The sequence below is a fragment of the Corynebacterium doosanense CAU 212 = DSM 45436 genome (assembly GCF_000767055.1).
In the GTDB taxonomy this organism is placed as follows: Bacteria; Actinomycetota; Actinomycetes; order Mycobacteriales; family Mycobacteriaceae; genus Corynebacterium; species Corynebacterium doosanense.
This window is the reverse complement of record NZ_CP006764.1, coordinates 1,471,339-1,489,979: the sequence shown is the minus strand read 5'-3', so window position 1 is coordinate 1,489,979 and position 18,641 is coordinate 1,471,339. Positions and strand designations below refer to the sequence as shown.

Annotated in this window: 18 protein-coding genes and 1 pseudogene; 10 read left to right on the top strand and 9 right to left on the bottom strand. The window is 67.0% G+C overall.

The features are described 5' to 3' along the window. The first annotated feature begins 1 nt into the window (after position 1). Both CDOO_RS07330 and CDOO_RS07325 read left to right on the top strand, forming a co-directional pair. Positions 2-403 (top strand): metal-sulfur cluster assembly factor, encoded by a 402-nt coding sequence (locus tag CDOO_RS07330; protein WP_018021688.1) that lies wholly within the window; start codon positions 2-4, stop codon positions 401-403. A 72-nt stretch (positions 404-475) separates the two neighbouring features. Further along, positions 476-2,104, top strand: coding sequence for an ABC-F family ATP-binding cassette domain-containing protein (locus CDOO_RS07325; protein WP_018021687.1), 1,629 nt, complete (start codon positions 476-478; stop codon positions 2,102-2,104). 6 nt (positions 2,105-2,110) lie between these two features. On the opposite strand, the gene CDOO_RS07320 is transcribed toward CDOO_RS07325, so the two are convergent. The 5 genes from CDOO_RS07320 to CDOO_RS07300 all read right to left on the bottom strand — a co-directional run bounded on the left by CDOO_RS07320 (position 2,111) and on the right by CDOO_RS07300 (position 8,071). Further along, positions 2,111-3,979, bottom strand: coding sequence for an acyltransferase family protein (locus tag CDOO_RS07320; protein WP_020384589.1), 1,869 nt, complete (start codon positions 3,977-3,979; stop codon positions 2,111-2,113). Between the two features lie 168 nt (positions 3,980-4,147). Further along, positions 4,148-4,903, bottom strand: coding sequence for a glutamine amidotransferase (locus CDOO_RS07315; protein WP_018021685.1), 756 nt, complete (start codon positions 4,901-4,903; stop codon positions 4,148-4,150). 8 nt (positions 4,904-4,911) lie between these two features. Further along, positions 4,912-6,366, bottom strand: a complete 1,455-nt coding sequence (locus tag CDOO_RS07310) for an amino acid permease (protein WP_020384588.1) — start codon at positions 6,364-6,366, stop codon at positions 4,912-4,914. Positions 6,367-6,434: 68 nt separating this feature from the next. Further along, positions 6,435-7,799 carry a PFL family protein gene (locus CDOO_RS07305; RefSeq protein WP_018021683.1) on the bottom strand — a complete coding sequence of 455 codons (1,365 nt, stop codon included), beginning with the start codon at positions 7,797-7,799 and terminating at the stop codon, positions 6,435-6,437. A gap of 8 nt (positions 7,800-7,807) precedes the next feature. Then, positions 7,808-8,071 (bottom strand): ACT domain-containing protein, encoded by a 264-nt coding sequence (locus CDOO_RS07300; protein ID WP_018021682.1) that lies wholly within the window; start codon positions 8,069-8,071, stop codon positions 7,808-7,810. A 39-nt stretch (positions 8,072-8,110) separates the two neighbouring features. Here CDOO_RS07300 and CDOO_RS07295 point away from each other — a divergent pair, with 39 nt between their 5' ends. Then, positions 8,111-8,341, top strand: a complete 231-nt coding sequence (locus tag CDOO_RS07295) for a PLDc N-terminal domain-containing protein (protein WP_018021681.1) — start codon at positions 8,111-8,113, stop codon at positions 8,339-8,341. Next, positions 8,338-8,778, top strand: coding sequence for a DUF1990 domain-containing protein (locus tag CDOO_RS07290; RefSeq protein ID WP_018021680.1), 441 nt, complete (start codon positions 8,338-8,340; stop codon positions 8,776-8,778). The genes CDOO_RS07295 and CDOO_RS07290 overlap by 4 nt, the downstream gene beginning before the upstream one ends. On the opposite strand, the gene CDOO_RS07285 is transcribed toward CDOO_RS07290, so the two are convergent. Together CDOO_RS07285 and can are read right to left on the bottom strand one after the other, a co-directional pair. Then, positions 8,775-9,338, bottom strand: coding sequence for a TetR/AcrR family transcriptional regulator (locus tag CDOO_RS07285; RefSeq protein WP_018021679.1), 564 nt, complete (start codon positions 9,336-9,338; stop codon positions 8,775-8,777). The two genes, CDOO_RS07290 and CDOO_RS07285, sit on opposite strands and share 4 nt — an antisense overlap. A 95-nt stretch (positions 9,339-9,433) precedes the next feature. After that, positions 9,434-12,253, bottom strand: a complete 2,820-nt coding sequence (gene can / locus CDOO_RS07280; protein ID WP_211209007.1) for an aconitate hydratase — start codon at positions 12,251-12,253, stop codon at positions 9,434-9,436. A gap of 190 nt (positions 12,254-12,443) precedes the next feature. On the opposite strand from can, the gene CDOO_RS07275 reads away from it, so the two are divergent. The 3 genes and pseudogenes from CDOO_RS07275 to CDOO_RS07265 all read left to right on the top strand — a co-directional run bounded on the left by CDOO_RS07275 (position 12,444) and on the right by CDOO_RS07265 (position 14,893). Continuing rightward, on the top strand, positions 12,444-12,896 hold the full coding sequence (locus tag CDOO_RS07275; protein ID WP_026159313.1) for an Rv1476 family membrane protein: 453 nt from the start codon (positions 12,444-12,446) through the stop codon (positions 12,894-12,896). A gap of 539 nt (positions 12,897-13,435) precedes the next feature. Next, positions 13,436-13,846: pseudogene (locus CDOO_RS07270) on the top strand (NlpC/P60 family protein); the annotation flags it as partial. Positions 13,847-13,855: 9 nt separating this feature from the next. Continuing rightward, positions 13,856-14,893, top strand: a complete 1,038-nt coding sequence (locus CDOO_RS07265) for a ferrochelatase (RefSeq protein WP_018021675.1) — start codon at positions 13,856-13,858, stop codon at positions 14,891-14,893. Positions 14,894-14,902: 9 nt separating this feature from the next. Here CDOO_RS07265 and CDOO_RS07260 read toward each other — a convergent pair whose 3' ends face one another. After that, positions 14,903-15,571 (bottom strand): hypothetical protein, encoded by a 669-nt coding sequence (locus CDOO_RS07260; protein WP_026159312.1) that lies wholly within the window; start codon positions 15,569-15,571, stop codon positions 14,903-14,905. Positions 15,572-15,604: 33 nt separating this feature from the next. On the opposite strand from CDOO_RS07260, the gene CDOO_RS07255 reads away from it, so the two are divergent. The 3 genes from CDOO_RS07255 to CDOO_RS07245 are packed head-to-tail and all read left to right on the top strand — an operon-like array spanning position 15,605 to position 18,123. Next, positions 15,605-16,429, top strand: a complete 825-nt coding sequence (locus tag CDOO_RS07255) for a DUF3097 domain-containing protein (protein WP_018021673.1) — start codon at positions 15,605-15,607, stop codon at positions 16,427-16,429. A gap of 9 nt (positions 16,430-16,438) precedes the next feature. Next, the gene (locus CDOO_RS07250) at positions 16,439-16,867 is read left to right on the top strand and encodes an NfeD family protein (protein WP_018021672.1); all 429 of its coding nucleotides are present in this window, start codon (positions 16,439-16,441) and stop codon (positions 16,865-16,867) included. Further along, on the top strand, positions 16,864-18,123 hold the full coding sequence (locus CDOO_RS07245) for an SPFH domain-containing protein (protein ID WP_018021671.1): 1,260 nt from the start codon (positions 16,864-16,866) through the stop codon (positions 18,121-18,123). Before CDOO_RS07250 ends, CDOO_RS07245 begins: the two co-directional genes overlap by 4 nt. On the opposite strand, the gene CDOO_RS07240 is transcribed toward CDOO_RS07245, so the two are convergent. Next, complete coding sequence (locus tag CDOO_RS07240; protein ID WP_018021670.1) at positions 18,016-18,630, bottom strand: hypothetical protein; 615 nt, start codon at positions 18,628-18,630, stop codon at positions 18,016-18,018. The genes CDOO_RS07245 and CDOO_RS07240 overlap by 108 nt on opposite strands. Between the last annotated feature and the right edge of the window lie 11 nt (positions 18,631-18,641).

The following is an 18,641-nucleotide window of genomic DNA, read 5'->3' as shown; positions in this document are numbered from 1 at the left end:
CATGACCGAACCCAGCCCCAGCCCGAACTCCAGCTTCGACGGCGCCCGCGAGCGCCCGGAGCAGTCCGACGAGCAGCTCAAGCTCGCCGGAGAGGTGGAGGAGTACCTCCGCGACGTCATCGACCCGGAGCTCGGCATCAACGTCGTCGACCTCGGACTCGTCTACGACATCTGGATCGAGACCGACGAGAACGGCCGCGACACCGCCGTGGTCAACATGACCCTCACCTCACCGGCCTGCCCGCTCACGGACGTCATCGAGGACCAGGCCACCGCCGCGGTCCTCGGCAACACCACCGCCGAAGAGCTTCTGCTCAACTGGGTGTGGATGCCGCCGTGGGGCCCGCACATGATCACCGAGGAAGGCCGCGAACAGCTGCGCGCACTCGGCTTCGCTGTCTAAGCCGGACGCTGGGCAAACAGCGTCGATAAGCTGGTTTAATCCTGTTTGACAGGGCTGATAGGGTGGCACCTTGTGATTGCCACCAAAGATCTTGAAGTACGTGTCGGCGCCCGGACCCTGCTCAATGCTCCGGGCGCCCATCTGCGTGTGCAGGCGGGCGACCGGGTCGGACTCGTGGGGCGCAACGGCGCGGGCAAGACCACCACGATGCGCATCCTCGCGGGGGAGACGCAGCCCTACGGCGGCAGTGTCACCCGCACCGGCGAGATCGGCTACCTCCCGCAGGACTCCAAGGAGGGCAACGTCGAGCAGACCGCCCGCGAGCGGGTGCTCTCCGCGCGTGGCCTCGACGAAATCGGCCGCGCGATGTCGAAGCAGCAGGACCTCATGTCCAACTCGGAGGGCGACAAGCTAGACAAGGCCATCCGCAAGTTCTCCAACCTGGAGGAGCGTTACCAGTCGCTCGGCGGGTACGAGGCTGAGTCCGAACTCTCTCAGATCTGCGACAACCTGGGCCTCGAGCCCCGGGTGCTCGACCAGCAGCTGAAGACCCTCTCCGGCGGTCAGCGCCGCCGCGTGGAGCTGGCACAGATCCTCTTCGCCGCCTCGAACGGCTCCGGCAAGTCAGCGACGACGTTGCTTCTCGACGAGCCCACCAACCACCTGGACGCCGACTCCATCACCTGGCTGCGCGGATTCCTGTCCAAGCACGAGGGCGGGCTCATCATCATCTCGCACGACGTGGACCTGCTCTCGGACGTGTGCAACAAGATCTGGTACCTCGACGCCGTGCGCGCCGAGGCCGACGTGTACAACATGGGTTTCCAGAAGTACAAGGACGCCCGCGCCCTCGACGAGACCCGTCGCCGCCGCGAGCGTGCCAACGCCGAGAAGAAGTCCGCGGCCCTGCACAAGCAGGCCGCCAAGCTCGGCGCCAAGGCCACCAAGGCCGCCGCCGCCAAGCAGATGCTCGCCCGTGCGGACCGGATGATGAACCAGCTCGACGACGTGCGTGTCGACGACAAGGTCGCCAACATCTCCTTCCCGGACCCCGCCCCCTGCGGCAAGACGCCCATGCACGCCAAGGGCCTGACCAAGATGTACGGCTCGCTCGAGGTGTTCGCGGGTGTGGACCTGGCCATCGACAAGGGCTCCCGCGTCGTCGTCCTGGGCACCAACGGCGCCGGCAAGACCACCCTGCTCAAGCTACTCGCCGGCGTGGAGCGCACCGACGGCGAGGGCGGAATCGTCTCCGGCCACGGCCTCAAGGTGGGTTACTTCGCCCAGGAGCACGACACCATCGACGGCGACAAGTCCGTCTGGCGCAACACCATCGAGGCCTGTCCCGACGCCAACGAGCAGGACCTGCGTTCCCTTCTCGGCGCGTTCATGTTCCAGGGCGACAAACTCGAGCAACCCGCCGGCACCCTCTCCGGTGGTGAGAAGACCCGCCTCGCGCTGGCCACCCTGGTGTCCTCGCGCGCGAACGTGCTGCTTCTCGACGAGCCCACCAACAACCTCGACCCCATCTCGCGTGAGCAGGTCCTCGATGCGCTGAAGACCTACAAGGGCGCCGTCGTGCTGGTCACCCACGACCCGGGCGCCGTGCGCGCCCTGGAGCCCGAGCGTGTGATCATCATGCCCGACGGCGACGAGGACCTCTGGAACGACGAGTACATGGAGATCGTCGAGCTGGCCTAGCCGGGTTTACACCCCGCAATAGCCTGGGTCGACCTTCTCGTCGTTGACCCACTGGTCAATGGCCTCGGCGATCGCGCCGGAGTAGGCGTAGGCGCCCTCGGCGGTGGGGTGGATGAGATCGTCGCGAAGCAGCGTGGTGTTGTCGCGCGCGGCGTGGCACCAGTCCGCAATGTAGACGTTGTCCTGTTCCGCGGCCTCTTCCAGCAGCTCCGACTCGGCGTCGGCCATGTACCAGCGATCGCCGTAGGGAAGCATGTAGATGAGCAGGCGGTCGGGGCCGACGGTCTCGCGAATCTCGTCGAGCATCTCCTCGTTACCCGCGCCGAAGGATGGGCCGTTGGTGCCGAAGCCCATGATGACCACCTGGCCGAGCGTGCCCGCCGCGTCCATCTGCTGGAGGATGGCCAGGCCCTCCGTGTAGTGGCGGCTGACCGCGCCGTCGACCCAGATGCCGGGGAACTCCTCCTGCAGGGCGGCCTGGCTGGCCAGCATGACGGAGTCGCCGATGGCGGTGATCTGTGTGCCCTCGGGAACCTCGCGGTCGGGCTTCGGCGGAGCCTGCTGCACCGGCGGGGCACCCTGCGGCGCGGCTCTCTGCTGCATCTCCTCCAGGTCGAGCTCGAGCTGGGTCTTCGAGGGCGCGGTGATCAGGGCGTACACCACCCCGGCGAGCAGGGCGAGGGACACCAGGCCCGCGACAAGCGCCCGCCAGAAGGGCCGGCCGAACAGCGAGCGCATCGTGGCACGCCAGCCGCGGCGACGGAAGGGGTTCTCCACGAAACGGTAGGACAGCTCTGAGAGCACCAGGGTGATCAGCACCGCGAGGACGCCGGGCAGCCAGGCATTGTCCGGGGGGAGGACGGCGCGAAGGATCGTGACGACGGGCCAGTGCCACAGGTAGATGGAGAAGGAACGTTTGCCGATCCACCGCAGCGTCGAGACCGAGAACCATTCGTCGACGACGTTGCCTCCCTGCACCACGCCCGCGATGACGATGGTGGTCAGCAGGGTCGACAGGGCGATGCCGCCGTAGTACGGCCACGGCGTGGTGGCGTCGACGGTGACGAGCAGGATGAGCAGGCCCAGCAGGGCGAGACCGGGAATCCAGTCCGCGGCCCACTGGCGCCGGAAGAGCGCCCGGCCGGAGGGGAAGGAGTAGTTGGCGGAACCGGGGTTGTCGCTGGTGAGCAGCATGGCCAGCACCGAGCCGAAGAGCAGGCCGAACATGTGGGTGTCCGTGCCGTAGTAGACGCGGGAGGCGTCCTCGCCCGGGGTGTACAGCAGGGCCATCAGCGCGACGGAGGCGACGAGCAGCACGAGGGAGACCGTGAGCAGCAGCGTGCGCTGGCGCACCCGGTTGCGCAGCGGCCAGAGCAGGCCGGCGACGATCAGCGGCCAGAAGACGTAGTACTGCTCCTCGATGGCCAGCGACCAGTAGTGCGCCGTGACCTGGACGGCGGAATCGGAGAAGTAACTCTGGCCCTGCGCGATCTGCACCCAGTTGTTGACAAAAAATAAAGTGGAGAAGAACTGCGAACGCAGTTGCACGGCGACGTCGCCGCCGATGAGTCCGACGGCCACGGTTGTGGCGACAAGCACCAGCACCGCGAGAGGGAGAATTCGGCGCACCCGGCGACGCCAGAATCCCACCAGGTCAATTCCGCCTGTGAAGACAAATTCCCGGAGAAGAAGCGAGGTAATGAGAAAGCCGGAGAGGACGAAGAACACGTCGACCCCGAGGAAACCACCTGGTAGCCAGTCACCGAAGAAGTGATAGATGAGCACGGCGGTGACGGCGAGGCCGCGCACCCCGTCGAGGCCCTCTATCGAGCGGATGCGGCTGTTTTTCCGGAGTAGCTGAACGTTTTCGGACACGAGGGATAACCATAGCGCCCGGGGGCGGAAATATGCGTAACTCAGGGGATGATTCCCCGCGGTTTATTCACCCCCTAGTCGGCCCCGTAGTTTCCCGGCCGACTGTGGAATGCTCCCGGTCATAAACGCTGATATTGACGCAGAAGTGTGACCTTTTAAAAACGCGGGTTAGTCGGTGCTCGCGAGCGGCTGGCGGTGGAGCCGGGCGAAGTTGCGCAGCAGCAGATCGTCCACGGTGAGGTCGACGTTGACGGTGGTGGCGATGATGCTGTCCAGCTCGCCGGGTGCGTAGTAGCCCCGGCCTTCGTAGACACGCAGCCGGTAGGCGAAGGCCTCCGGGTCGAGCTCGGGGTGGAACTGCGTGGCGTAGACGTTCTTGCCCACCCGGAACATCTGCACCGGGCACGCTTCGCCCGAGGCGAGGAGGACGGCCCGGTCGGGCAGGGAGGTGATGGCGTCCTTATGGCCCACCATGGACCGGAAGGTCGGCGGCATGCCCTCGAGCACGGGGTCGACCTTGCCCTCGTCGGTGAGAGAGATGGCGACGACGGACGCGGTTTCCCCGTACGTCGGATCCACCAGGGCACCGATGGAGGTGCCCACCGCGCCGATGCCGTAACACGCGCCGAACAGCGGGAAGTCCCGCGCGAGGACCTCGTCCATGATCCGCGCGATGTCGGCCTCGACCCGCTGCTGCAGCTCGGACTTGACCTCGTCGGAGTTGTTGAAGGGCGAGCCGCCGAGGACGATTCCCGAGTAGTCGTCGATGCGGAAGTCACCCAGGGGGCGGGATTCCAGGCGAATCTGGATGATCTCGTCGTCGATAAGCCCCATCTTCTCGCGGAAACTCACCAGTTCTGCGGCCGAGGCATCGTCCTCGGGCCGGGTGCTGATGAGGAGGAAAGGTTTGAATTCTGCGGCCATGGGGGCGATTACCTGTCTGCGCGGGTGAGGTCGGCGTGCGCGGGATCGACGGGGACGGAACGGGTGATCAGTTTGTGGCCCAGCCAGAGCGCGAGGAAGGCTGGGATGCCCAGGTAGGGGCTGAGGATGGCCACGAGGTTCTCGTGGTTGATGATCGGGGAGTAGGCCTGCCCGAGGACCACCAGGATGCAGAGGATGAGCGCCACGAGAGAGCCGGTGGCGCCGAAGGTCGCGCGGTAGGGCAGCGCGGAGAGCGGAATGCCCTGCGCCTTGAGCGCCGCGCGGAACTTCACGTGGCAGTAGGCGATGCCGATCCAGGTGATGAACCCGGCCAGGGCGCTGATGGTGAGCAGGAAGACATACGCCGTGCCCTCGCCGATGAGCGAGGTGATGAAGCCGACCATGCCCACCGACGCGGTGACCACGAGCGCGCGCATGGGGACGCGGTGCCCGGAGAGTTTGCCGAAGAACTTCGGGGCCAGCCCCTCGTGTGCCATGGAGTAGAGCATGCGGGTGGAGGCGTAGAGGCCGGAGTTGCCCGCGGAGAGCACTGAGGTGAGGATCACCGCGTTCATGACACCCGCGGCGATGGCGATGCCGGCGTTGTCGAAGACGAGCGTGAAGGGGGAGACGGAAATGTTGTCCTCGGAGGCGTCGAGAAGCCGGGGATCCGTGTAGGGGATGAGGAAACCGATGACGGCGATGGCGCCGATGTAGAAGAGCAGGATGCGCCAGAAGATCGTGCGGATCGCCCGCGGCAGGGTGCGCTCCGGGTCCTCCGCCTCGCCGGCGGCGACACCGACGAGCTCGGTGCCCTGGAAGGAGTAGCCGGCGGCGATGACCACGGCGAGCACGCCGAGCCCGCCGTTGACGAAGGGGGCGTCCTCGGTGACCCAGTTGGCGAACCCGGGGGAGTCGTCGCCGAGGATGCCCAGGATCATGGCCAGCCCGAGCGCGAGGAACACCAGGACGGTGATGACCTTGATGGAGGCGAACCAGAATTCGCTCTCGCCGAAGGCCTTCGTCGATAGCGCGTTCAGGCCGAAGACCAGCAGGAGAAAGAGCGCCGACCACACGACCGCGGGCGTGTCGGGGAACCAGAACTTCATCACCAGGGCCGCGGCGACGAGCTCGGCGGCGAGGGTGATGGCCCAGTTGAACCAGTAGTTCCAGCCGATGGCGAAACCGAAGGAGGGGGAGACGAACCGGGAGCCGTACTCCTGGAAGGAGCCCGCGACCGGCAGGTACGCCGCCATTTCACCGAGTGACTGCATGACCAGCCACACCATGAAACCCACGAGGGCGTAGGCGACGAGCGCGCCGCCGGGCCCGGCCTCGGAGACCGTGGCACCGGAGGCTACGAAGAGCCCGGTGCCGATGGATCCGCCGATGGCGATCATGGTGAGGTGGCGCATCGACAGCGATCGTTTCAGACCTGGGTCGTGGGTGGCGTTAACCGACATGGGGGAATCCTGCTTGCCTGCTGGACAACGGGGTGAAAGCTAATCCACTAGTTTTAGCAGGCGAAACCTTAGTTACGGAAACCGTGCACCGGCGCGGGGATGAATCCACCCCGGTTGATGAAGGCGGCGTTGCCCACCTCGTTGACCGGAATGACGGGCGCGTAACCCAGCAGCCCGCCGAAGTTGACCTCGTCGCCGGCGCTCGTGCCGGGGGCGGGGATGACCCGCACGGCGGTGGTCTTGTGGTTCATCACGCCGATGGCGGCCTCGTCGGCGATCATGCCTGAGATGATCTCGGCCGGGGTGTCGCCGGGGATGGCCACCATGTCCAGGCCGACCGAGCAGATGGCCGTCATGGCCTCGAGTTTGTCCACGGAGATCGCGCCGGAGCGCACCGCGTTGATCATGCCCTCGTCCTCGGAGACGGGGATGAAGGACCCGGAGAGCCCGCCGACTCTGGCGGAGGCCATCATGCCGCCCTTCTTCACCGCGTCGTTGAGCAGCGCCAACGCGGCCGTGGTGCCGTGGGTGCCCACCTGGTCCAGGCCCATGTTCTCCAGGATGTTGGCCACGGAGTCACCCACCTCGGCGGTGGGTGCGAGCGACAGGTCGACGATGCCGAACGGCACCCCGAGGCGCCCGGCAGCGAGGTTGCCCACGAGCTGGCCGGCGCGGGTGATCTTGAAGGCGGCCTTTTTGATCTCCTCGGCGACCTCGTTGAGCGAGGCTCCCCGGAGGTTGCCCAGCGCGCGGTTGACCACGCCCGGTCCGGAGACACCGACGGAGACGACGCAGTCCGGCTCCTCTACGCCGTGGAAGGCGCCGGCCATGAACGGGTTGTCACCGACGGCGTTGGCGAAGACGACGAGCTTGGCACAGGCGATGGCGTTGTTGTCCTTGGTCGCCTCGGCGGCCTCCTTGATCACCCGTCCCATCTCGGCGGCGGCGTTCATGTTGATGCCGGCGCGTGACGACGCGATGTTCACCGATCCGCAGACGACGTCGGTGGTGGACAGGGCCTCGGGCAGGGAGCGGATCAGCCGCTTCTCCGCCGTGGTCGCACCCTTCTCCACCAGCGCGGAGTAACCGCCGATGAAGTTGACCCCGACCTCCCGGGCGGCGCGGTCCAACGCGCGGGCGACCTCGACCGGATCGCCGCCGTCGGCCGCGGTGATGAGCGACACCGGGGTGACGGAGATGCGTTTGTTGACGATGGGGATGCCCAACTCTCCCTCGATGCCGCGGCACACCTCGACCAGGCGGCTGGCCTGGGTGGTGACCCGGTCGTAGACGGCCTGCGCGGTCTCGGTCATGGTGGAGCGGGAGCATTCGAGCAGTGAGATGCCCATGGTGACGGTGCGGATGTCCAGGCGGTACTTCTCGATCATCTCGATCGTGTCGAGAATGCCGCGGGACTGGAACTCGAGAGACATGGGTGTTCCTAGATCTCGTTGACGGCGGTGAAGAGGTTCTCCGACTGGACCCGGATGACCAGTTTCTCCCGCTGACCCACCTCATCCAGCCGTGACTGCAGTGCCGAGACGTTGTCGTCGGGCAGCTCCACCCGCAGGATCATGGTGAACCACTGGTCCATGATCGTCTGGGAGACGTCGAGAATGTTGACGCCGCTGTGGGCGAGCTCCGTGGTGACGGCGGCGATGATTCCCGTGTGATCGGCTCCGGTGACCGTGGTGATGGCAAACATGGGCTCGATCCTAACGCGGCGCGGCTAGGCTCGGGTCGCATGGGCATCACCAGAGATCAGATCCGTGCCGAAATCAGCGACCTCCCCACCGGCGTGCGGGTGGCCGCGGTGAGTGTGGCCGCGCTCGACCTCGCGGCGAAGTCCGCCGCGCTGGCGGACATTCTCCGCCGTCCGGCCGCCTCGCTGCGCGGACCGAAGTGGCTCTGGGTCCTCGCCCAGGCGGTCAACGGCGTCGGCCCGGCGGCGTACTGGCTGGTCGCGCGACGGTGACCACGGGCAGCTACTGGCTTATCGACGCCCCCCGAGCCGTCCCCGGCTGGGCCGTCCTGCGGGAGAGCCGGGTCCTCGGCCGCGGCCGAGCCGACTTTGAGGAGGCGGTCGAACGATTCCGCTCCGGCCGCGCGCACCGTGCCGCCGGAATCCGCCTCCACCGCGAGGGCGAGGACGTGCGGATGACGCTGCTCGGGCTGAACTTTCACTGCCGCGTCGCGTACGAGGAGCTCAGCGCCGACGAATACGTGTTCACGTACGTCGCCAAACAACAGCACCCGGAGGAGGGCGAGGAGAGTTTTGTCGTGCGTATCGACGCCTCGGGCACCGTCACCGGTTTTGTCACGGCGATCTCGCGCCCGGACCTCGCCCCCGTGCGATTCCTGCAGCGTCTCGCGGCGCGCAGGTATCTCGCCGGGATGACCCCCGCGGGTTAGTTTCCGCGGATCGCACCCTCGGCGAGGTCGAGGACCTTCTCCATCTCCGCGAAATCCTGGCCGGAGGAGAGCCGGGTGATGAAACCGTCCATCAGCGTCTCCAGGAAGGCCTGGAGCACGTCCACGGAGACGTCGGTGCGCATGGAGTCCCTGGCCAGGTTGCTCCGTAGCCTCTCCCGGACCGCGGCATCGAGGCTCTCCTGGTGCTGCTGCCACTTGGCGCGGAACGTGGTGTCGGTGCGCAGCATCGAGGCGATCTCCAGCCGCGTGACCAGCCACTCGTGGTGACTGGGGTCGCGGAGGATGCCCCGCATGACCTCAATGAGGCCGTCCCTCGCCACGACGTCGGCCTGCCGGTCCGCGTCGGCGCGGGCAATCTCCAGGAAGAGGTTCTCCTTGTCGCCGAAGTGGTGGAAGATGGCGCCGCGGGACTTGCCGCTGGCCTCCTCCAGCCGGCGGACGGTGGCACCCTCGTAGCCGTACCTGGCGAAACAGGTCCGGGCGGCCTCGAGAATCTCCTGTCGGCGACGTTCGAGCTCGGACTCACTCACTATGGGCATGGCGAGGCAGGCCTTTCTTGGATACGAAGAAAGGGGGCCCGGACACCGACGAGCGGCGCGGACCCCCTTTCAGGTCAACCGGAGGGCGAAGTCAGTTAAGACTTGACCATCTGGCGGAGCACGTACTGCAGGATTCCGCCGTGGCGGAAGTAGTCGGCCTCACCCGGGGTGTCGATGCGGACGGTGGCGTCGAACTCCACGGTCTCACCGCTTTCCTTGGTGGCGGTGACCTTGACGGTCTTCGGGATCGTCTCGCCGTCGTTCAGCGCGGTGATGCCGGAGATGTCGAAGGTCTCGTGGCCGTCCAGGCCGAGGGAGCCGTGGGACTCGCCGGCCGGGAACTGCAGCGGGATGACGCCCATGCCGATGAGGTTCGAGCGGTGGATGCGCTCGAAGGACTCGGTGATGACGGCCTTCACGCCGAGCAGGTTGGTGCCCTTGGCGGCCCAGTCACGGGACGAGCCGGTGCCGTACTCCTTACCGGCCAGAACGACGAGCGGGGTGCCCTGCTCGTGGTAGTTCTGGGCGGCGTCGTAGATGTAGGCCTGGGGAGCGTCGTCCTTGGTGAAGTCGAGGGTGTAACCACCCGCGACGTCGACCAGCTGGTTGCGCAGGCGGATGTTGGCGAAGGTGCCGCGGACCATGACCTCGTGGTTGCCACGACGGGAACCGAAGGAGTTGTAGTCCTGGCGCTCGACACCGTGCTCGTCGAGGTAGTTCGCCGCCGGGGTGCCCGGCTTGATGGAGGACGCGGGGGAGATGTGGTCGGTGGTGACCGAGTCTCCCAGCTTGGCCAGCACGCGGGCGCCGGTGATGTCCTCGACGCCGGTCGGCTCGGCGGGCATGCCGTCGAAGTAGGGGGCCTTACGGATGTAGGTGGACTCGTCGTTCCACTCGTAGGTCTTACCCGTCGGGATGTCCAGGTTCTGCCAGGCCTCGTCGCCCTTGAACACGTCGGCGTAGTCCTCGACGTAGAGCTCGCGGGAGATCGCCTTGGAGATGGTCTCCTCGATCTCCTCGGTGGAGGGCCAGAGGTCCTTGAGGAAGATGTCCTTGCCGTCCTGGGACTGGCCGATGGCCTGGGTTCCGAAGTCGAAGTCCATCGTGCCGGTCAGGGCGTAGGCGATGACCAGCAGCGGGGAGGCGAGGTAGTTCATCTTCACGTCGGGGGAGATGCGTCCCTCGAAGTTACGGTTACCGGACAGGACCGCGGTGGCGGTGATGTCGTTGTCGTTGACCGCCTCGGAGATCTCCTGGGGCAGCGGGCCGGAGTTACCGATGCAGGTGGTGCAACCGAAGCCGGCGAGGTAGAAGCCGACGGCCTCCAGGTCCTTCCAGAGGTCGGCGCGCTTGTAGTAGCCGTCGACGACCTGGGAGCCCGGAGCCATGATGGTCTTGACCCACGGCTTCGGCTTGAGGCCGAACTCGTTGGCCTTGCGGGCCAGCAGGCCGGCACCGACCATGACGGAGGGGTTGGAGGTGTTGGTGCACGAGGTGATCGCGGCGATGGCGACCATGCCGTGGTCGATCTCGAACTGTCCACCGGCACCGGACTCGACGGTCACCGGGTGGGAACGACGGCCCTGTGCGCCGGTGGCTGCGGACTCGCCGCGGCCCGGGAAGGCGGCGTTGTAGTCGGCGGCCGCAGCCTTGGCGTCCTCGAACTGGTTCTCGCCCTCGGCGCCCATCTTCTCGCCGTGGACGGACTTGTCCTCGGACACCTCGTCCTGGGTGAAGTCGGAGAGCTGGGTACGGAAGGTGTCCTTGGCCTCGCTGAGCAGGATGCGGTCCTGCGGGCGGGTCGGGCCGGCGATGGAGGGAACGACGGTGGAGAGGTCGAGCTCGAGGTACTCGGAGTACTCGGCCTCTGCCGCGCCCTGCTCCAGCCACATGCCCTGGGCCTTGGCGTAGGCCTCGACGCGGGCGGTCTGCTCCTTGTCGCGGCCGGTGAGCTCGAGGTACTTGATGGTCTCCTCGTCGATCGGGAAGATCGCCGCGGTGGAACCGAACTCGGGGGACATGTTGCCGATGGTGGCGCGGTTGGCCAGCGGGACGGACTTGACGCCGTCGCCGTAGAACTCGACGAACTTGCCCACGACACCGTGCTGACGCAGCATCTCGGTGACGGTGAGGACCACGTCGGTGGCGGTGACGCCGACCGGGATGTCACCGGTGAGCTTGAAGCCGACGACGCGGGGGATGAGCATGGAGACCGGCTGGCCGAGCATGGCCGCCTCGGCCTCGATGCCGCCGACGCCCCAGCCCAGGATGCCCAGGCCGTTCTCCATGGTGGTGTGGGAGTCGGTGCCGATGCAGGTGTCGGGGTAGGCGAGTCCGTCGTTGTCGAAGACGACGCGGGACAGGTACTCGATGTTCACCTGGTGGACGATGCCGGTGCCCGGGGGAACCACGCGGAAGTTGGAGAAGTTCTCCGCACCCCAGCGCAGGAACTGGTAACGCTCCTCGTTGCGCTGGTACTCGATCTCGACGTTGGTCTCGAGCGCGTCGGGGCGGCCGAAGGCCTCGGTGATCACGGAGTGGTCGATGACCATCTCGGCGGGGTTCAGCGGGTTAACCTGGTCCGGGTTTCCGCCGAGGGTGGAGACGGCCTCGCGCATGGTGGCGAGGTCGACGACACAGGGCACACCGGTGAAGTCCTGCATGAGGACTCGGGCCGGGGTGAACTGGATTTCGGTGTCGGGTTCAGCCTGCGGGTCCCAGTTGGCGATCGCGTTGATGTGATCCTGGGTTACGTTCTTGCCATCTTCGGTACGCAGCAGGTTCTCGCCGAGAACCTTGAGGGCGTAGGGCAGTTTCTCCATGCCGGGCACGGCGTCGATGGCGAAGTAGTCGTAGGACTTATCTCCGACCTCGAGGGTGCGCTTGGCGTTGAAGGAGTTCTTGCTCTCAGTCACAGTGAGCTCCATTTCTTTGACTTTCACGGTCGAACCCCGGGCATTGGGTGTTAGTGCGGGCGGTTCAACGTTCTACTTTACGGTCCTAGACTCGCGTCTGCCGGAGATTCTAACGGTACGAGCGTTCTGTTTGAATTCGACACGCTCCACCACCCCCGAAAAGTTCTCCGCGACCGCTAGCGTGGACGCCATGACTGATCCTGCGGAGCTCGCCCACCAGTTGAGTGTCGACCAGGTCGCCTTCGCCGACCTCCCGGACGACCCGGCCCTACAGGATCAGCTCGTCGAGGCGCTGGACGAGGGGACCGGGATCGTGATCACCCCGCCGGGCGGCGAGACCCCTGCCGGGCTACGTGATCTCGCGCAGGACGTGCTGGACGCCTCCGAGCTGGACACCGTCATCGTGCGCAGTCCCGACGCCCTGGCCGCGGTCAGCCATGTGCATTCCCGATCCTCGCTGGAGAGCGCGCAGGAGCACCTCGTCGCGCAGCCCGACTATGTCGTGGGGGTCCGGGAGTTCCTCGGGGAGGTGGGCTCCTTCGACATGCCGTGGCTGGCCCTCGCGGCGGTCGCCGCGCTGGCTCTGCTGGCGGTGGTGGCGTGGACCGCCGTTTCCGTCAGGTCCACAGGCTTGACCCAATAGGAAAGACACGATTTGGTTACAGTGTGACCAAGGTCACCCTCGTATGGACGTGTCCTAAAACTGCAGGCCACCCCGCCTTTGTTAAGGGCGGGGCTGACTGTGCTGCCATGGACTCAAGTTAAAGGAGTGTCCCTTGACCATTTTGTGACTTATGGTTCTCGTGTTGGCTCGCGGGGCACAGGATGTCCCGGAACCGTCAGGCTCGACGACTTGACTGTCGTCGTCGCTCTTACTCAGGCATGTGGGGAAGCACGCCGCGCGTGAGAGGGGCCTGCCGGGACCAACGGCACCTGCCGTGGGCCGCGTTATTGACGTACCCACCAATGTACGCCCGGTCAGGTCTGCCACCTTGACCTCGGGCATTTTTGAGGAGTTTTCTCGTGGCCCCCACATTCCGCATGCGGCGGATTTCGGCGACCCTCGCCGCAGTCTCAGTCGTGTCCCTTTTCGCCGGCGTCAGCCCGGCGATCGCCCAGACCAACCTGTCCTCCGAACTTTTTGCCTCGGCGGTGGCGTATGAACAGCCGTCGAAAAGCGGCATCGAGGGTGTCATCGCCCGGGCAGAGTCGCAGATCGGCACGCCCTACGCCTGGGGAGGCGGCGACGCCTCCGGACCCACGCAGGGCACCCGTGACGGCGGCATCGCCGACTCCTACGGCGACTACCAGCTCGCCGGCTTCGACTGCTCCGGACTGGTGAAGTACGCCTTCGCCGGCGCCGGGGTCGAGCTCCCGCACTACACGGGATACCAGTACCTGCGAGGCACCCCGGTCCCCGTCTCGGACATGCAGCGCGGCGACCTCATCTTCTACGGCACCGACGGCGGCTCGCACGTGGCCCTGTACCTGGGCGACGGCATGATGATCGAGGCCCCCGGATCAGGGGATGTGGTGAAGAAGTCACCCGTCCGGTGGACCAATCTTTCCGCGAATGCGGTCCGCCTGCTCTAAGATCAAGGTATGCCTTACAACGAATATGATGCGCTGCTGGTCCTCTCCTTCGGCGGGCCGGAAGGCAACGACGAAGTCCTTCCGTTCCTGCAGAATGTGACCCGGGGCCGGGGCATCCCGGACGAGCGCCTGGTCGAGGTGGGCAAGCACTACTACCACTTCGACGGCGTCAGCCCGCTCAACGCTCTCAACCGCGAGATCATCTCCAACCTCGAGGCGGAGCTGACCCGCCGCGGCACGGAGCTGCCGGTGTATTTCGGCAACCGCAACTGGCACCCGTTTGCCGAGGATGCCGCCGCGCAGATGGTCAAGGACGGTGTGCGCAACGCCTTGGTGTTCGCCACCTCCGCATGGGCGGGTTTCTCCGCGTGCCTGCAGTACAACGAGGACATCCGTCGGATCCGCGAATCCCACCCCGAGCTGCGGCTGACCAAGCTGCGGCAGTTCTACGACCACCCGCTCTTCATCGCGGAAATGGCCGACGCCGTGCGCGAGGCCTACGCCGAGGTTCCCGAGGATCGCCGGGACCACACCCGACTGCTGTTCACTGCGCACTCGGTGCCCACCGATGCCGACAACCGCGCCGGCGGCGAGGGCGGCAAGAACCTCTACTCCCGCCAGGTCGCGGAGGCCTCCCGCCTCATCGCCGCGGAAGTCGGCGTCGCCGACTACGACCTCGTCTGGCAGTCCCGCTCCGGCAACCCGGCCACCCCCTGGCTGGAGCCGGACGTGGTCGACCACACCGAGGCCATCGCGCAGTCTGACGGAGTGCGTTCTGTGGTGGTCTGCCCGGTGGGCTTCATCTCCGACCACATGGAGGTCGTGTGGGACCTGGACACGGAGCTGCAGGAGGCGGCGGACGATCTCGACGTCACCGTGCACCGCACCCGCACGGCGGGACCGTCGCAACGCTTCTCGACGATGGTGGCCGACCTCATCGCCGAGATGACCGACGACAAGCCTGCCCAGGGCATCGGTCAGCTCAGCGTCCAGGGCTGCACCGTCAACGGCGCCGCCTGCCGGCCGGGCTGCTGCTCCGAGCTCTAAACCGGAGCTCTAAACCCGCGCGAATTCGCCCGCCGCGTAGCTCACTCCCGCCATGCGGGCCGCGCGGATGTGCCGCCACAGGCTGAGCAGGTGCGGGTCGAGGCTGTGATCACCCATCCGGTCGGTCACCGTTTCCACGATCGCGGCGACCCGGTCCGCGCGGGCGAACAGCTGGGCGGCCCTGGGCGGCGTGGCCCCGGGCAGGCCGGGGGTGTCGTAGAAGTCCGCGAGCGTGCCCACCGTCAGCCGCGGGCTGTGCAGCGCATCCGTGCGGTAGCCGCTGGCCTCGACCAGATTCGCCGCCTCCGACGTGGCGCGGGTGAGCAGCGCGTCGGCATCCCCGGGGGACAACCACTGGGGTGCCGGCAGGGGTGCGGGGAGAGCGAGCCACCGGCCGTCGCCAAGCAGAACATGTTCCGAGCCCACGGCGATGGCCTCGCGCTCGCCGTCGGGAAGCCCCGACGCCTCACCCGGGCCCGACAGCACCAGCCGCACCCGCGGCTCGCCGTCGGTGAACTGCCCCGACCTCGCCTGGGACAGCACGTCCAGGGAGGCGGAGAAACCGAGATCGCGCCACGCGTCGATGAGATCGTCCGCGGACTCCAGTCCGTGCAGCCAGGCGGCCAGCCAGACCGACGCGTTCTGCAGGGGGGACCAGACCTCGGCGCGCATATCCATGTTCAGGCACTGTAATAGATACAGTGTCAGCCCATGTACGAGGACATTTTTTCCGGACACCGAAGGAACCGCCCCAGGGAATACCCCATCGTCGACGCCACGCCCGGCATCGTCGTCGAGGTGCACGGGGACGAGTTCGTGGGTGCAATCGTGGGGTGGGAGAAGACCTACGACGGCGAGTTCGTCCGCCTCGAGGACCGCCGGGGAAGGCAGCGGCTGTTCCAGACCCTGCGGGGAGGGTTCCTCCACGAGGGAGAGCGCGTGAGCCTGCGCCGGCCCGTGAAGAAGCAGGAACCCAGGAAGTCCAACTCCGGCTCGCGGCGGGTCGAGGGGGTGCAGGCCAAGGTGGCCGCCCCGTCACGCATCTGGGTGGAGGGCATCCACGACGCCGCCATCGTGGAACAGGTCTGGGGCCATGACCTGCGGGTTGAGGGGGTTGTGGTCGAGTACCTCGAGGGTCTGGACAATCTGGAGCAGCGGCTGCGGGAGTTTCAACCCGAGCCGGGCCGGCGTGTCGGGGTGCTCGCCGACCATCTGGTCAAGGGCTCCAAGGAGACGCGGATGACGCAGACCGTCGGGGAACACGTGCTGGTGACGGGTCACCCGTTCATCGACATCTGGGCCGCCGTGCGCCCGGCGAGTGTGGGCATCACGGCGTGGCCCGAGGTTCCGCGCGGGGAGGACTGGAAGACCGGGGTCTGCCGGCGGCTCGGCTGGTCCGACCCGCGGGAGGGCTGGCACCGGGTCTCCAGCTCGGTGAAGTCCTTCCGCGACCTGGACCCCACGCTCATCGGTGCGGTGGAGCGGCTGGTGGACTTCGTCACCGACCCGGAGGTCAACAAACGCGACCTCATGTAGCTTGGGGGCGTGGGAGCACTGATCTGGTTTATCACGGCCGTGGCCTTCGGCCTGCTCGAATTGGCGGCGGGGGAATTCACGCTGCTCATGCTCGGGGGCGCGGCCCTGGCCACCGCCGGGGTGGCCCTGGCGGACGTCCCACTGTGGGCGGAGCTGGCCACCTTCTCCGCCGCGGCAGCGCTCCTGCTCCTGTTCCTCCGCCCGGTGCTCAAACGGCGCCTGGCCAAGCCGCTCCAGGCGGACAACCACCCGCGCGAGCTGGTCGGCACGAGCGCTGAGGTCCTCGAGGACATCGGCGCCGAGGGCGGCCAGATCCGTCTCGACGGCTCCATCTGGAGCGCCCGTTCTCTAGACCCTGACGTCACCTTCGCCGAAGGCGAACGAGTGCGCGTCGCAGATATCGACGGCCCCGTCGCCGTCGTGTGGAAGGAAACATGACCGGAACGATAATTTTTGCACTCCTGGTGGTCTTCGTCATCCTCGTGGTGGTGAAGTCCATCGCCATCATCCCGCAGGGTGAGGCGGCCGTCATCGAACGGCTCGGCCGGTACACCCGCACCGTCGCGGGCGGGATCACCGTGCTGGTGCCCTTCATCGACTCGGTGCGAGAGCGCGTCGACACACGTGAGCGTGTGGTCTCGTTCCCGCCCCAGGCCGTGATCACCCGGGACAACCTCACCGTCGCCATCGATATCGTGGTGACCTTCCAGATCACCGACCCCGCCCGCGCGATCTACGGCGTGGACAACTACATCAACGGCGTGGAGCAGATCTCCGTGGCCACGCTGCGTGACGTCGTCGGCGGCATGACCCTGGAGGAGTCCCTGACCTCGCGCGACACCATCAACCGCCGCCTGCGCGGCGAGCTGGACGCGGCCACCGCCAAGTGGGGCCTGCGTATCAGCCGCGTCGAGCTCAAGGCCATCGACCCGCCGCCGTCCATCCAGCAGTCCATGGAGATGCAGATGAAGGCGGACCGCGAGAAGCGCGCCATGATCCTCACCTCCGAGGGTAAGCGCGAGTCAGACATCAAGACCGCTGAGGGCCAGAAGCAGGCCCGCATCCTCACCGCCGAGGGCGAGAAGCACGCCGCGATCCTCAAGGCCGAGGCCGACCGCCAGGCCGCCATCCTCGCCGCCGAGGGTGAGCGTGCCTCCAAGTACCTCAACGCCCAGGGTGAGGCCCGGGCGATCCAGAAGGTCAACGCCGCCATCAAGTCGGCCAAGCTGACCCCGGAGGTGCTTGCCTACCAGTACCTGGAGAAGCTGCCGGAGATGGCCGAGGGACAAGCCTCCACCATGTGGATGATCCCCGCCCAGTTCGGCGACACCCTGGAGCAGTTCGCCAGGTCCTTCGCCAGCAAGGGCGAGGACGGCGTCTTCCGCTACGAGGCACCCCACGTCGACGAAGAAACCAAGGACATGGCCGAGACGGAGAACATCGACGACTGGTTCAACACCGAGTCCTCTCCGGAGATCGCCCGCGCTCTGGCCGAGGCCAACGCCGTGGCGCAGAAGCCGGTGCCACGCGCGGACCGCCCCGAGGCCAGCCCCCGGCCCGGCACCCGCGTCGATCGCGAGCCGCAGTCAGGCGCGACGACCGCTGCCCGGGCCCTCGAAACCGGGACGACCGGCGACTCGTTCGGCCCCGTCACGGGTTACCCCGTCGGCGAAGTCGATGAGGTGGACCGCTAGCTTCCACCCGGCGGCCTCCGCCGCCCACCCCGCCGCGCCGAGCCGCTGGGACATCGCCTGTTTGGAGATGCCCAGCTGCTCGGCCGCTTCGTTCTGATTCATCCCGCTGCGCACCAGCGAGGTGGCCTCACGGCCCTCGATGGTGCGCTTTGCCAGCACGTGGGCCAGAAGCGTGAAGGCGGCCTGGATGTCCTCGCCGCCGGTGCCCGGCGCACTGGAGCGCACCTTCACCGATCCGGCCCGGGTGCCCACGGCAGCAGTCGCCCTGTCCTCGGCCCCGGCGGGGGAGTCCACGCCGATGCCGATGGCCCAGTCGCCGTCGGAGAGCAGCGCCATGACCACGTTGGTGAGCGCCTCCGCCGTGTCCACCCGCGAACGGATGTCCTCCACCCCGACGTTCTCGAAACCCGCCACCCCGGGAAGGCTCGAGAGAGCCTCGGCGGAGCGGCGCACGATGCTCGAACGCTTGATCTCCCGACCCCGGTAACGTGCGTGAATAGCCAACATAGGGGGGAAGT

Excerpts from the sequence above, each read along its gene's own strand:
- CDOO_RS07240 (WP_018021670.1), bottom strand. The coding sequence starts at position 18,630 with ATGTTGGCTATTCACGCACGTTACCGGGGTCGGGAGATCAAGCGTTCG.
- CDOO_RS07310 (WP_020384588.1), bottom strand. The coding sequence starts at position 6,366 with ATGTCGGTTAACGCCACCCACGACCCAGGTCTGAAACGATCGCTGTCG.
- CDOO_RS07285 (WP_018021679.1), bottom strand. The coding sequence starts at position 9,338 with ATGCCCATAGTGAGTGAGTCCGAGCTCGAACGTCGCCGACAGGAGATT.
- CDOO_RS07255 (WP_018021673.1), top strand. The coding sequence starts at position 15,605 with ATGTACGAGGACATTTTTTCCGGACACCGAAGGAACCGCCCCAGGGAA.
- CDOO_RS07260 (WP_026159312.1), bottom strand. The coding sequence starts at position 15,571 with ATGGATATGCGCGCCGAGGTCTGGTCCCCCCTGCAGAACGCGTCGGTC.
- CDOO_RS07245 (WP_018021671.1), top strand. The coding sequence starts at position 16,864 with ATGACCGGAACGATAATTTTTGCACTCCTGGTGGTCTTCGTCATCCTC.
- CDOO_RS07275 (WP_026159313.1), top strand. The coding sequence starts at position 12,444 with ATGACTGATCCTGCGGAGCTCGCCCACCAGTTGAGTGTCGACCAGGTC.
- CDOO_RS07300 (WP_018021682.1), bottom strand. The coding sequence starts at position 8,071 with ATGTTTGCCATCACCACGGTCACCGGAGCCGATCACACGGGAATCATC.
- CDOO_RS07305 (WP_018021683.1), bottom strand. The coding sequence starts at position 7,799 with ATGTCTCTCGAGTTCCAGTCCCGCGGCATTCTCGACACGATCGAGATG.
- CDOO_RS07330 (WP_018021688.1), top strand. The coding sequence starts at position 2 with ATGACCGAACCCAGCCCCAGCCCGAACTCCAGCTTCGACGGCGCCCGC.
- CDOO_RS07265 (WP_018021675.1), top strand. The coding sequence starts at position 13,856 with ATGCCTTACAACGAATATGATGCGCTGCTGGTCCTCTCCTTCGGCGGG.
- CDOO_RS07295 (WP_018021681.1), top strand. The coding sequence starts at position 8,111 with ATGGGCATCACCAGAGATCAGATCCGTGCCGAAATCAGCGACCTCCCC.
- CDOO_RS07315 (WP_018021685.1), bottom strand. The coding sequence starts at position 4,903 with ATGGCCGCAGAATTCAAACCTTTCCTCCTCATCAGCACCCGGCCCGAG.